Annotated in this window: 9 protein-coding genes; 4 read left to right on the top strand and 5 right to left on the bottom strand. The window is 54.1% G+C overall.

The window, feature by feature from the left end; all coding sequences use genetic code 11:
• Nucleotides 1–207: 207 nt before the first annotated feature.
• From L901_RS13855 to L901_RS13865, 3 genes are all read left to right on the top strand, one after another.
• Nucleotides 208–1,245, top strand: a complete 1,038-nt coding sequence (locus L901_RS13855) for an SIR2 family protein (protein WP_059757637.1) — start codon at nucleotides 208–210, stop codon at nucleotides 1,243–1,245.
• Nucleotides 1,242–2,981: an ATP-binding protein gene (locus L901_RS13860; RefSeq protein ID WP_059757640.1), complete on the top strand. Its 1,740-nt coding sequence runs from the start codon at nucleotides 1,242–1,244 to the stop codon at nucleotides 2,979–2,981. The genes L901_RS13855 and L901_RS13860 overlap by 4 nt, the downstream gene beginning before the upstream one ends.
• A gap of 166 nt (nucleotides 2,982–3,147) precedes the next feature.
• Nucleotides 3,148–3,765, top strand: coding sequence for a poly-gamma-glutamate hydrolase family protein (locus L901_RS13865; RefSeq protein WP_059757643.1), 618 nt, complete (start codon nucleotides 3,148–3,150; stop codon nucleotides 3,763–3,765).
• 390 nt (nucleotides 3,766–4,155) lie between these two features.
• Here L901_RS13865 and mauJ read toward each other — a convergent pair whose 3' ends face one another.
• On the bottom strand, nucleotides 4,156–5,586 hold the full coding sequence (mauJ, locus tag L901_RS13870) for a methylamine utilization protein MauJ (protein WP_147401535.1): 1,431 nt from the start codon (nucleotides 5,584–5,586) through the stop codon (nucleotides 4,156–4,158).
• Nucleotides 5,587–5,813: 227 nt separating this feature from the next.
• Between mauJ and L901_RS13875 the strand changes: the two genes are divergently transcribed.
• Nucleotides 5,814–9,173 (top strand): VPA1262 family protein, encoded by a 3,360-nt coding sequence (locus L901_RS13875; RefSeq protein ID WP_059757649.1) that lies wholly within the window; start codon nucleotides 5,814–5,816, stop codon nucleotides 9,171–9,173.
• A gap of 448 nt (nucleotides 9,174–9,621) precedes the next feature.
• Here L901_RS13875 and L901_RS13880 read toward each other — a convergent pair whose 3' ends face one another.
• The 4 genes from L901_RS13880 to L901_RS13900 all read right to left on the bottom strand — a co-directional run.
• Complete coding sequence (locus L901_RS13880) at nucleotides 9,622–10,359, bottom strand: hypothetical protein (RefSeq protein WP_059757652.1); 738 nt, start codon at nucleotides 10,357–10,359, stop codon at nucleotides 9,622–9,624.
• Between the two features lie 11 nt (nucleotides 10,360–10,370).
• Entirely contained in the window at nucleotides 10,371–11,216 is an 846-nt protein-coding gene (locus L901_RS13885) for a hypothetical protein (RefSeq protein ID WP_147401536.1), read from the bottom strand.
• A gap of 532 nt (nucleotides 11,217–11,748) precedes the next feature.
• Nucleotides 11,749–13,509 carry an ATP-binding protein gene (locus L901_RS13890; RefSeq protein WP_059757658.1) on the bottom strand — a complete coding sequence of 587 codons (1,761 nt, stop codon included), beginning with the start codon at nucleotides 13,507–13,509 and terminating at the stop codon, nucleotides 11,749–11,751.
• A 334-nt stretch (nucleotides 13,510–13,843) separates the two neighbouring features.
• The coding region (locus tag L901_RS13900) for an ATP-dependent Zn protease (protein ID WP_059757663.1) at nucleotides 13,844–14,371 on the bottom strand (528 nt) is incomplete at its 5' end.

Here is a 14,371-nt window from a genome sequence, read left to right on the forward strand (position 1 = left end):
TTGCACAGCGGTTCTTTTGCCAAAGCAAGAAGATCATTCAGCGTGAGGTCAAACAAATGGAGTTGGGCAGCCAATTCCATTTCCGGAATAATGCACGGCGTAGAACAATTCAGCACATTGAAATATTGTGGAAGGCGCGCTTGCTTCCCTTCAATGGCGCAATGTAATTTGCAATCGGGGATGGCGCTGTGACGTCAGTGGGGATTCGTGGAACTAAGTGCGTTAAAGAAGCAGCTTCAGGAACACCTTGGCGATGGCTTGGTTCTGATAGTCGGCTCAGGGCTGTCCTGTGCCGAGGGCGTTCCTGGCATGGGCGCGCTCGGGCATCATCTGGTGACACACATACCAGCCAGCCTGTCCTTGGAAGACACGAAACTCTGGGAAGAGATCCATCCACTCATCGAAACCAATGGTCTGGAAGCGGCGCTGCTGAAACACGCGCCTACTCCGTCCCTTGAGGCTGCCATCGTACAGAGCACCGGAGACTTCATCGCTGCCTCCGAGGCAAACATCATCGCGGAAGTATTCAACAATACGCGGACACTTCGGCTCACCAAGCTTATCCCGCACTTGTTGAAACCAGGTACCGGCATTCCAATCGTAACGACGAACTATGATCGTCTTGCCGAGCTAGCCTGCGAGGAAGCCGGACTGGGCGTCGATACTATGTTTTCCGGCCATTTCGCTGCTCGACTCGATCCGGAGGATAGCTACTGGAGCTTCTGCCGCCACGTGAAGCTCGTCGGCAAGAACGTGCGATACAAGTTTGCCTCAAAGGCCAATGTTTTCAAGCCTCACGGCAGCCTGGACTGGTACCATCGGGAGGGTAATCCGGTCCGCTATGCAGGCACACTGCCGTTGCCGCGGTTAATCATCACGCCCGGACTGAACAAGTTCCGCAGCGGCTACGAGAGTCCATTCGACAAGCACCGAGAAAAAGGGAACGACGCCATCGACAAGGCCCACCGTTTTCTCATTATAGGCTATGGGTTCAATGATGATCATTTGGAAACCCATCTCACGCCACGCATCAAATCGGGCGTGAAGACCGTAATTTTGACCTATGCGCTTTCCCCCAAGGCGCGAGAGATAGCGATCGAAAACAAAAACGTAGTTGCGGCGGAGTTTCACGAAAACGGTGGAAATGCCGGTGCCCGCATCATCGTCGATGGAGCGGAAGTTTTCTATCCCGGTATCGACTACTGGGACCTCGATGGTTTTGTGAAGGGAGTTCTAGCGGCATGACTGGTCCGGCACTTGAGTTTACGGAGAATGATCAGATCGGGCGCGTGGCCGGTGTTGACACCAGTCGCGTAGCTATAGACGTCACCAATTCCGAAATGCTGACGCGCGTTGGGATCGGGCAACTCATTGCTATTAAAGGCGCCACACAGGCGGAATTTCTTATCGGGATGACCGACCGGGTCACTCGCTCTCTTCGCGAAGAGCTCCCTGATCCAGAAGGTGGTGAATTCGGCGCGCTGACCGTTTCGCCTGCGGATCACATGCAGGCCTTTGTCATCGGTACCTACCGAACCATTGATGGTGACAAGGTAGACACCTTCAAACGCGGCGCGGACAGTTTCCCCCAGATCGACCGCGATTGCTTTGTCATCGAGGGCGGCAACCTACAGCGCTTCATGGGGATCTTGGGCGCCGACGTTTCTGAGGAGGAGCGCTTGAAGCTAGGCACATTTGTCGCCGATCGAAGCGCTGAAGCGATCGCAAGTGGTGATCGCTTCTTCCAGCGTCACGCTGCAATTCTCGGCAGCACCGGTTCTGGTAAGAGCTGGGCAGTCGCCCTCATTCTTGAGAGAGCAGCCAAGCTCAAATACCCCAATCTCGTCGTATTTGATATGCATGGCGAGTACGCTCCCCTTGCTGATAAGACTAAAGGTGGATTCGCGCAGCGCCTCAGGATTGCCGGCCCTGGAGACCTCGCTGCACCGAAAGACGACACTCTCTTTCTACCGTATTGGCTCTTGAACCGCGATGAGATGCTGTCCATGATCTTGGATCGCAGCGATCAAAACGCGCCCAATCAGGCCTCACGCTTCACCCTCCATGTCCGCGAACTGAAAGGCGCAACGCTGGACATGGCGAAAAAGACTACTGTCAAGGAGACCTTCACCGTCGATTCTCCAATCCCCTACGCCATGTCGGAGTTGGTCGACCGATTGGAGACCGACAATACGGCTAAAGGTATCGGTAAAAACGGTGCCGCCATAAAGGGAGATTGGGAAGATAAGCTGACGCGCTTCATCTCCCGCCTGGAAGCGAAGCTCGATGATCGCCGATATGGGTTTATGTTCTCGCCACCTGCTGAAGCGCTCGACTATGGGTGGCTCGCGAAGCAGATCGTGAAACTGCTGCGGGCCGACTCCGGTAACGGCATTAAGATCATCGACTTCTCGGAGGTTCCCGCCGACGTGCTGCCGGTCGTGACCGGCACGCTTGCCCGCCTGCTCTACGACGTCCAATTCTGGATGAACGCGGAGTCACGCACAGCAATTACACTGCTGTGCGATGAGGCGCATCTCTATCTTCCTGTGAAGGATGATGCCGACGCCGTGCAACGGCAGGCCCTGTGGTCGTTTGAGCGCATTGCTAAGGAAGGTCGAAAATACGGCTTCTCTCTTCTTGTGGTAAGCCAACGCCCATCCGACGTCAGTCGAACAATCCTCTCCCAGTGCAACAACTTCCTTGCCCTGCGGCTTACAAATGACAGCGATCAGAACGTCATCAAGCGCTTGATGCCGGATTCTCTCGTCGGTTTGACGGCAATGCTTCCGCTTCTCGACACGGGCGAAGCACTTTTGCTCGGCGATGCGGTCCTACTTCCCACGCGGATTAAGTTGGATCGGCCGCAGGTGAAGCCTGACAGCGCTACGCGAGAATTTTGGAAGGAGTGGGGCACATTGCAACCCGATGAGAAGCTTCTTGAAGCAGCGGTCGAGTGCCTGCGCAGCCAAACCCGTTGAAATAAAGTCGCTTCGAAGACGAATATCAGTAAGGTTCCAGCAACCGTTCTCGCTACTGCGGCGAAACCAATTAACGAATGGCAGGTTTAGGGGTCGCGACGATAAGGCTTGCGACAACGTCACAGAAGCTTCGAGCCTCGCGGTTCAAGATGTGTTTGGAGGGGAAATGGCGAAGCGCGATAAATATGCAAGTTGGGATGAGCTAATGCAGAACGCGACCGAGAATGTAGACTATCGCATTTCGGTGCGGCGCATAGAAGGAAGCGCTACGGCGATCCTTGCGCCTCATGGCGGAGGCATCGAGTTCCTGACGCTTCCGCTAGCACGCTCAATTGCCGGCGGCGACTACAATTTCTATGCATTCGAGGGCGTCAAGAAAGATGGCAATTGGGACCTGCACATAACCTCGCACCGCTTCAAAGAAGCGCGTGCGCTCACATTGATCGCCGGTTGCGATCGTGTCGTGACCGTCCACGGCTTGGACGGCAACGCTAAGTCGGTACAAGTCGGTGGTGCCGATGGCGCTTTGGGTAAAGCAATTCATGACGCTCTGATAGCTGCGGGGTTCGATAGCAAGATCGAGACATCAGGAGCGTACGCTGGAACCGAACCGCTCAACATCTGCAATCGAGGCCGTACCAGAAAAGGCGTTCAGCTAGAACTCAAGGCTGGGCTTCGTAACGCGTTGAGGGACGACAAACAGGTATACGACTCATTTGTGGCGGCCATCCGCGCAGCGCTTCAGCAGAATGGGTGCACAGATCGAGACGTTGGCATTGGATGAATGTCTGCTGCCAAAGTGGGCTTAATAAGACCTGCCTGTCTCCTCTAATAATGGTCGTTAGTAGCAAGAAAAAGCGGAATGACCGCGTTTGAGTGCGTGTGAATTGTACGGTAACGTCTGCAATGGCGGCGCAAAGCGGAAATTATTTCCTCTTCGGGGCCGACGATCTGACTGTCCGCTTCTGTCTTTTGGACGAAGGGAAGCGGACAACCTCGGAGGGATGAGTCCCGCGGGATAGCCGTTGCCGCGGAGCGAGCTTGGACTTCCGCCCGGTGCATAAACCGCGTTATAATCAAATAGAAGACCCGAACGAAGATTACTGCCTGCACCGTTCCGGAAATCATTCCGCCAAACATGAGACCTCTGACGTCGAATCTATCTGGCGGTCGGTCAGTCGGAAAACTCATCAGTGTAATGGATATTGGATAGGCGATACTGCGTTCTGAGGCAGTGGCGAGCGAGTGCGTGTATTACTTCGGCAGCTAAATACAGCCTCTGGATTTCGAGGGAAGAGTCCGCGTCCGACGGAACTTGGGCCGAAGCATGCGCGGTCGCTACTCGGCAATTCTGCGAAATGTATTTTTCAACCTCGATACCGTCGCGAGCAATATGAAAATCTCTGATCGTTTCTGGCTGTAGGGTACTTTCTACGAGCGGGAACGCGTCCCTAATCCACTCTATCGTTGGGTTTGGATCGCCTCGCTTCGGCGCCGCCCTGACCTCAAACACCTTGAAGAAGCTCAGGACCGCAAATGTCACCAGCCCTGCTTCGCGTGCATTAAGCCCCTCTCGATAGTACGCGAGCCTCTGCCTTAGCTCCTGATCGGTAGGTAAGGTTCTTGAAAATAGCCATTGCGAAGTCGTTGAGAAACCTTTTCGGGACAGAGAAACTGGCACGGGCACCGGGTTTCCTGACCAACCGAATCCAAGGACTGCATACTGATCATCACACCAAGCCAGTAGGCTTAAAAAGCGATTGAGCAAGGTTCTCGCTTCTTCCGCCGAGAGCCGTTCTGTGGCGAGATCTATGCTTATCGAATGGGAGTTTTCCTTCGTCCTAGGAAACAGCACAAATTGATACCCCTCGAACTTCATACGGGTCGGTTCACTAGGCCAAGCTGCTTGGGTATCAACGGCTAAATTGAGGAACCGCGAGTTTTGGCGCGCGCCCAAACGCCTATGAAAAGCGTTTTTCTCTTCTTCGGTTTCGTATTCTCGCCAGTCCGTTTTCAACGGTAGGTCGAGATGGCGTGATAGCGTCAAATCTCTCCGTAGGCGTAGGAAGAAGTCCTGTCCAAGCGTAAGTTGCCTGCCGGAAATCGCGCGCATTTTGTCATGATCGTAGCGCTCTTCAGCGCCCTCCGCCAAAAGTGTAGTCGCCATGTGAGAAACGTAGGATACAACCTTACTAATACCCCTTCCATCAAATACCGCTCGGGCATGGTATTCCTCGCTGCCATAGCCACGCTCGATAGAAAACGTTATCCCGACGAGTGATCGACATCCTAGATCACTGGCAAGAATGGCTGCTATTGTCTCCCGCAAGGTCGTCGTGCTCTCGAACGACGCACGACCTCCGCCAACTGCACATAACCCGCCAAGAATGAGCGACGCGTGTCCTGCCCAACCGGGCAACGATGGCACAAAACCCAGGATTGCATTTGCAACCTCGGTGTCGGTCAGCCGCTTGGCTGCATTTTCTCTTCCTCTCGGAAGAAGTGCACATCCTCGCAGGCGCTCGAAACGGGTTAACGTCTCATCAAATGGTGACCCGCTGGCGAGAATTTCATGAAGAAGGTGAGCAAGATTCTTGGCGTACATGCTTGATTTCTATCACGCATCTGGTGGCTTAGTGATAGTCCAGAACGGAAAACCGCCCCGGTATATCTAGTCTTTCCATGATTTATGTCTGAATAGGTTGTGGGGCCTACTACAACCCTTGCCTTCTACGTAGCATATATCAAGGAACAGCTCCTCGGAATGCCGAGCCGCACGAGACAATCTAGCTGCCTGTGCGTGAGAGCCGCAACGTCCATTCGGAGGGAACAATGATAGAAGACGCCCGGCAAAAGGCACTCTCTCCTCGATTAGAGGACTTAATCAGCGACGTCCGGTTAGCCCGCCTATTTTCATTGGATCCACAACCCTGCGCGTTGCAACTATGGATCCTGCAGATCAGGGTGGACAATGAGAACGAAAACCGAATCCTGTATGGCCGAGTACTTCCCTATAGCTTCTCAAACAATACCTGGTCGGCGACGGAGGACGACAATTTCGAGTTTCTCGGTGCGGCTCAGGCGCAGGTTGTCCGGCTGAACCTGTACCTCGGCAGCGAGCGATGCGCAGAGGTTCTTGAATTGCTTTGCGCTGGCGAGACCATCGCAGCGATCAGTGGCACTCTCAACCTCAGTCTCCCCGACAAACTAGGTGCACGGCTTGGCACAACAGCCCTGGACGGAGGAGCACTCATATACAGGCCAGCCGCATATCTGCTCAATCGGAGTGCGCATGACAAGCATTCCCTTGTAAGTCCTCATGAAACAGCAGGGGCATTCAGTGCCTCGATCGCACAGGCCGACAAGAAAGGGCTTTTTCGGATTGGAGAGAATTACGACATCGCGTTGACTAATCTCGTTGTGAAACGTTTGAACGACGACACTGGTCTCGACTTTGGCGGCGCGGATGTAACCCGGTTCGGAGATATCGAACTCATCGTGTTTCCGGGGCTTGATGACGAGGAAAGATCTTTGCTGGACGTACGATGGACAACTGCGCCGCTAGCATTGGAGGTTCGCTTCGATGCAAAGCAGGTTGCGGCATATCAGAGCTTTCAGTTTCGAGTCTCAGTCAGCAGTGATGATCATATCTATCATTCGTGCATCGCGTTTGCCGAGCGAGAGGACGAGGGAACTTATAGACATCGATTTGAACTAAGCGAGGGGCTGCGCGCCCGCAGCGACAGCACGGATATCGAGATATTTGGCTTCAGCGGCGCAATTTCCGGCGAGGGGACGTTATGTTGCCGCTGGCGTATGCACTATATTCGAGAAATCCATTTCGGACTGCAAGCAATGGGCTCAGCCCCGATCCCGGTTAAATTCGATTGGCTGCAGAAAACTGCGCGACCATCGAGTACGGAACGAGTGAAGGCAGTGCTGACGCTCAACGGCGGCGGCGTGGTGACAAACAGCAAGGTTGGTGGGCGCGAAGCCGATCCATGGGTACCAGTGAATCGTGAGCTCCGCTCACTCTTCGGAAAGCTTCATCCGAGCAAATCGGAGGCCAGATTTTTTCAGCGTTGGAATCAAGGCGATGGCGAAGGCCGCTTGCAGTTCACGGAGTGGTTCAAGACCCTCCTCACGAAATACAACGAGCACCAGATCTTGATATTCGACCCCTATTTCGAGGATGCCGGGTTGGGGTTGGTGCTGCTTTCGGCGGCAGCAAAGGCGCAATACCTGATATTCACATCGTTACCCAAGGCTTCGAAAAGTGACGACGCGATTGTGAATGGGGAGGCGGTACCCCAGTCCGATCGCATGAACAATCTCATGGCAAGCTGCGAACGCAATCGCCAGCAGATGGAAGGTATGAATCTCAGGATCTACGGATTGCGAGAAGGACGCCTTCATGACCGGTACATCCTGGTCATTGCGCCGGACGGTCTCCCGGCCGCAGGCTTCAATCTCTCCAATTCTTTACAAAAAGCGGCCGAAAACTACCCGCTCCTTATCACTCCGATTCCGGCCGACACTTTGCTCGACGTCGAGCGGTACAAAACGGGGCTGGTGGCGGAAGCAATGGCTGCTCACAGTGGTCAAGACGCCATCAATCAACCAATCAAACTCCTCTTCGAGGCGGGAGGACGGGCCACTGTGCCGCGTCGCTATGAACCCCTAGGCTTCCTAAAGAAAGAAGGAGTCGGAGATATTCTTGCCACTTGGACCGGCGAGCGGTCGTTGGAAGGATTGGCGGGCGATCACTTAAGAGACTGTATGACGCAGCTCGGTCTCATCAAGGATGACAGGTTCTCCGTCACGGCGAGGTCGGGCCTTTTAAACTGCATCCAAAAGAGAGGAAAAGATTTCTCCGGGTTTGACGCAGATTGGGGCATAATTGGCGACGTTCTCGCCCATACCTGGTCAGACGGCAAAACGGTCCGTGAACTCCAGGAAAACCCCGCCTTCTTGGAATTCCTGGCGTCTTTCATCCAGATGGCATTTGATCGGCAACCCGAGGCTGCCGACGGAGCACTTGCGTTTCTCAACACCGATATTGTCCGGGAGCCGTTGGATACGTTGCTGCACAAGTCCTACCGACCGGACCATTTTTCTCATACAACGAAATACAACGGCCTCGGCTGGGCAGATTTTTTCGCCATCAAGCTCCTGTGGACTTATGCGCCGAACAAGATATTGGCCATTGCCACAGACCAGATGAAGGATATGCCGGCTGAGGTGAGAAGCGCGAACGTGCAGCGCATGTTGGTCTTGAGCCAAATCATCAGCGAAATCTCACAATCCGTAATGTTCGAGATTAATACGGACCAGAGAGCTTCGCTCGTTCAAAGCGATATTGCACTTCTGCATTGGTTGGGATTGAACGCGATCGAGACCGGTCTCCAGGAGCCTGAGGCGCGAGACTCGTCGCTGAATCTGATACGTACGTTACCACCAGCCGCCCAGATTCAAGCTCTCGGCTGGATGACAGCTCGTGCGGCACGCTCATCCGATAAGGCCGAAGTCTATAAGGCACTGCTTGAGGCTTTAGATAAAGGTCTGCCTCCCGAACTCACTCATAATGATCTGAACTGGCTTGTCGACTCATTGCGTGGACACATGCATCATCTCGGTTGGGCGGAGCCGTGGCTATTCGAAGATGTCATCTCCCCACTCGTTCAAGGTGGCCGCGTCCAGGTAGATGATGCTTGCCGTGTGTGGAGTAACGAATTGGAAGTGCTTTTGGGCGATGGTCGGGCGAGTGAATCAAGGCTTTTCGAAATATCTCGAGAAGGTCGAACTACCAATATAAGTGCGTATCTCTTTGCACACAGCACTGCGGTCAGGCAACGGGCAACCATCAACATGCTGAAAAAGATCTTGAAGCGCAAAGAGCGTGCGGTGCGACAACCACTTGCGAGTACATCAAACTGGGCGCAGTGGAACGACGGGCTCATCGTGTCAATGTGGATTTTTGCGTGGTCGCGATGGGCAGAATATTATTTGCAGGCTAGCGGTCTTCGCCAACCTGACCTGGATGACCTGCTGAAGAGCGCAGGCGCACTCGCGACACTGCGTCCCATAGAGGAGTGGAAGATGTTCGGACCTGGCCGCTCCGGTGACATGGCCTCTTTTCTTGAACAAGCAGAAGCACTTCTCGCGAATGGCCCGCTAGCTAGGCGAACATGATCGCCGCCTTTAGTTTCGTGAGTTCGTATGTGCCATTTGATGGCTATGCTCCGAGCAACAATCAAGTGACGTCCGCTTTGGGGATTTTGGAATACGTTCCGGATTGACTGATTTAAAGGCGCAAAGCAGTCGGTCGACCGCCCTGAGACTCTACGCCCGACCGCAACGCCACCCCCTGTACATATGGCGCAGGAGTCAACTTCCGGATGAGGCAGGATAAGCCACAAGACGGCGAGGCATATTAAGATTCCGCTTCGGCGAAACCGATAGCTTCGGGCCTACAAATGGCACTGGCTAGGGGAGACCAATAACGACTTCGACTACGAACCTGGAGCAGCCTGCTTGCGATTTATCCGACTGAATCACCGATCCATCTCCCCCCACTTCTATCTGGCATGCCGATCTTTAGTCTCTTTGCCAACTCAACAAAGCGCCGCTCTGATACGTCTCAGTAACGCGGCTGTGGCTGACCCGGCTTGGGATAGCCGTTCTCCGGATACCATCCGAGATAAAGCGGCTCTTGAGTCCCGTCACGGGTACCGCAAAATTGCCCATTTTTCCCCGGATCGGTTGAGTTTCTCCAAGGCTTCTTCCGTTGCGAATTGGTGAGATGCCACTGGACAATCACCGGATAGGGACAACCGTTAGCCACCACTAGGCAACGACAACGCTCGTTGGTTCCGATACATAGAGTGTTGGTGTCGGGCAGGCGTTCGGCCGAGCAGGTGGCGCCATCTGAGACAGCAGCAGGTGGAACATCACCTTTTGCGAAGGGATTGAGTACTTGCGTCTCCTGTTGCGTCGGCTTCCCGGAGAAAGGATTAACCGTGGCGCCTGCGCCCACGCCATAAGCACGATCTATTGTCTGCTCATACTGTTTGCGGCTCTCTTCCAGCACCGCTCCTCCTATACTCTTTCCGAAGAGTTCGCGTGCAACCGCTGTGGCGGGGTCTATGTCGTCGCAAATCCAGCTTTTGGGTTGGTCACCGGCCCATTCGTAAATTCGAACGATTCCGTCTTCGCAATTTTGTTCAGCGGCGTTTGCAGTGTCATAAACGGTCGATTTGCTGGATGATCGAGGCATGGTCATGTCGAGAATGATGTCGACATACCTGCTTTCGGCCGAGATGGGATGATCGCCTGCCAACAATAAAATGGTGGCAAAAAGAAAGACGCCTCGGGCCATCGTTTATCCCCCTATTCTTTCCAGCAACTGGATGCTCCCCCTAGCCGTGTATCCGCATAACTGAGTTCACCTTGTGACTGCTCGGCGTTCAGTTTGTCGCTAATATAGCTGAAGTTTTTTATCCCTTTATAAGTGTATTCTACGACCTTTATATCAGGAACATACAGACCCAGCTTGCTTATCGGTTCGATTGCTTTCATTGCAATTGCCGTCTCGCCGGCCCATTCGGACCATTCAAGGGCATATTTCTGCTCCATCTCCTCCATACTTCCTGTCTTTTTGTTCGCAATCCACATCCGCCAGCGGATGAAACTCTTCTCGAGAAAGCGAAAATCCTCCTGGTCCGTTTGCAGCAAATGTTGGTCAATTTTTGCGCAAAACACATGCGTTCGGGAGCTAAACCTCAGATGATACTCGAAAAATTTACGTTTCAGACCAAGAGCTTTTCGACGATGGTCAAATAATTCCCGGGCCAAAAGACGCCTGCTGACAAGAGCATCTCGTCCCTGCTCGGTAGCCGGTATCAGTTCGCTGGCGCGTCGGAAATGAAAATAGGCGTTTTTTCTGTCGAAAGTCTGGTTATAAAGATGCGCAAGATAATAATGGCCAAGGCCGTTATTCGGATCGAGGCGCAAGCCCTCAAGATAAAATTCCATCGCGTTGGCTTGCTGCCCTGCCTGCACCATGCGGAACGCGTCGGCAAAATAGTCGTCTGCTACTTGACAGAACGCGGCGCGGCTCCAGACAGTCGATACGGAAACTGCCAAAAGCACGCTCCAGGCCACCTTAGGCCGCCACATCGTCCACTCCCCCGCGTTTCCAGAGGCTAAAGGTAACATGCCGGTGCCAGCGGTCAATATTGGATCATTGACAACGTAATCCCGGTTGGCGATGCAAGCGTGTCACGATCTTGGGGGATATTGACGGTGGTTTCGACACGATCCAAGCAGTAGCGCCTGACTTTCCGGATTTTCGCGGCAAGCCCCGTCCAGAGTCGCCCAAAACGGAAAAGACCGGCCGGAGCGTTAGCCAAAATGGCTAAACATCCTTTGAGTATGTTTATCTTCAGCTACGTCCGACGATCCTGAGAAACGCGGGAATGTCTGCTTTTAGGTAGCCAATGTGAAGACCGCTTGTCCAAAACGGAGTCGTTGCCGTCGAAGCTCGGAGGCCAGCTAAATGGCCGCTTTCCCGACTCCCCGCCTACAAGCGGTCGGCAGGATTCCACCCCAAGTCGGACAACCCGCCTGCGGTAAGCTGACGGAAGCTTCAGCACGAATACAAAAGCAGGTCGAGCGACTGAAATGAAGGCGCATCGCCGCTCGTGCCCGAGACCACAACCCGCTGGATGCGGGGTGAGCCTGTCGGAACCTTCAACGAACGGACGATCTACAAACGGGTTAGCGATGAAATCAGCCAGTTGAGTTCCGTGCGAGCGGACGAAAGCACGCTTGCGTAGGAACTAACCGTCGTCATGTCAGTCCCATATCTCTTGTCCATAGAGGCTGCGGAGCCCTTACCGATCATCAAGATCCTTAACGGACTGCTTGAGGTGATGGTCCCTGACAAGTCATCGCGATATTGCTCGGCCTGAGCAATGTCTTCCCGAGAAATTGGATGGTTGGGGCGTTTGAATTCAATCAGCAGATAACTGTCAGCTAAATCTTGCGACAACAAAAGATCAGGTCGTTTCGAGGCCCGCTCGCCCGTAAATTTCTTATCACTATAGTTCGCGATGACCCGTTTCAGGGTCAAGTTCGATGACATCAGAGCGTATTGGCGGCCGAGAAGCCACAAATTCGTCTCGAAGGCCTTATGGACGTCCTTTTCGAGGGTCGCTTCGTTGTCGATAAGCTCCTCGAGGTAGTCCAGAAATCTCACTCGTCTGGTCGCTTGAGCAGCGATCCCAGAGAGCTCAACCATACCAAAATCTTCAAGCGCCGCTGCAAAGGAACTGACATCTGTCCGGTCGGTGGCATTTATCCGCTCGAGTACGACCCAGTAGGCGTCATGCTCCATGGCGTCGAGCGCGACCTCTGCGATCGTCGCAATGCGGTCTTCGCTTTCCCGATAGAATCGCTGCAAAATCCGGTGGAGGGCTTCCTCAGCGTAGCGTCGGCGGTGTTCTGGAAGGTCTTTCAGCCTAGCGTCTAACTGCTTTTTCAATCGAGCTAGCTGAAGGCTCATATCGCGAGAGTGGCTCTCCCTAAGCCCTTCTTTGACGATCGATTTTACATAGGATTGGATTTCCTGGAACGCTTTGCTGTTCTCAACCACCCCGCCCCAATCGGCGGTTACGAAGTGGTCGTTACCCTCGAGTTCCACCTCTCCGTAGACTCGTTTCGACAACTTAAAGGGAATTTCCTCGTCATCATCTAGGCCAAACATCATTGGCTTCCCGACGACCTTCCCGTCCACCTTCAGCACTATGCCCGGAGCCTTTGGGGCCTTTTTCCCGTCCGCGATTGTGAACTTCAATCGAACTGAGCCGCTCTCCGTAAGCATCTGCTCAACTTCCCGCGATACACCAGGAACATCGTCGACGGATAGCTGCGCCTCGTTCACAAATACTTTGAAAGAATCCTCCCGGCCGTACTCATGCACGAGAATTTCTCGAAATCGGTCCGGCGTTGGGAAATTCAAACGGCTATCAAGACCGGACAGAATGATTGTAGTGCCCGCAGGAGCTTCGCCTCCATCCTCCTCGGTGAATGGTAGCGGCACTGCCTCCAAGTCGTTCTCGTTCTCGGCCAGGACGAGCTTGTCGATGGTCAGGCTGCATTTCCGACCTCGCGCGACCGCTGAAACATCCATCCGACTTGCCAATGACAGGCCAGCGAACTTCCCGATGCCCTTGCGACCCTTGACCTTCCGCTTGAGAAGAGGCGTCCGTTCGCCTGTACGTGCCCGCTTATCGCTGGCGATGTTCAGGTATTCGTTCCTCATTTCCAGAGATGTCATTCCCGAACCGTCGTCGCGGACGATAATCGGATCAGACGACATAGGCGCCGGCAATGTGATCCAAACATTTTTGGCGTCAGCGTCCCATGCGTTGTCGACCAGTTCCTTTAGGGCTGCTTCACTCGATCGATAGGTTTCACCCAGAAGTCTTGTCAGTCGTGTATTAACCGAAAAATGTACGTCGTTCATAAAACGAGTTCCCCAACCCCTATGTAAAATCAGAGGTAGCAGAAGAAATAAGTCTCTGTAACCTTCATCGATGAGCTCCCACAGGAAACAACACGGCGCGGCTTAGCCGCGCAAGTAAATTGACCCTTGAGGTCGACTGCAATCTCGCACTGGACTGGACGTCGTATTTTCTGCTGAACGAGCATGGCGCGTGTCCTCACCTCCTGACCTATTGCGACAGAGCTGATCTTATCTTTGACCAGATCGCTTATCATGACTTCGTGCGGCTCGCGCGCCTTCAATAACGCTGCCATGACGGTGGCCCTTACACCCCTCATCACCCGAACGATAAGCTTCAAGACGTCAGAATTTTCAGCACGGCCTCTTCATCCATTGCCTGGGCCTCGAACAGCGCCTTTGCGAGTGCATTGAAGGTTGGTCTGTGCCTCCTGAGGATTGCCGCCGCCCGATCGAGTGCTTCTACCAGTCTGGCGTGAACGCGAGCCGCCAGCTCTGGCTCACGGTCGAACACGGCACCTGGGTTACGATGAGGTCGATAGAGCAGCGGATGCTCGCTCCCGAATCCAAGGGTGCGCTCCATATCGAAGGCCAGCCGGGTGGCCCGCGCCAGATCGCTGTCGTCGGTACCACCGGAACCGCTCGATACACGTTTCAGCACCAGTTGCTCGGCAGCCCGCCCGGCCATCAGCATGGTCAGCATATTTTCGTACCAGTCGCGGGTGTCCGTGGCCCAGGCGTGGAAGCCGACGAGATTGTAGCCGCCCTCGCCGGTATCAATGTTGAGCCCGCGAACGGGTCCGAGATCAAGCGCATGATGGACAACCGCATGCCCTGCCTCGTGGAAGGCGAAGCGCCAACGGAG

Origin of the sequence: Agrobacterium sp. D14, assembly GCF_001526505.1 — a bacterium.
In the GTDB taxonomy this organism is placed as follows: Bacteria; Pseudomonadota; Alphaproteobacteria; order Rhizobiales; family Rhizobiaceae; genus Agrobacterium; species Agrobacterium leguminum.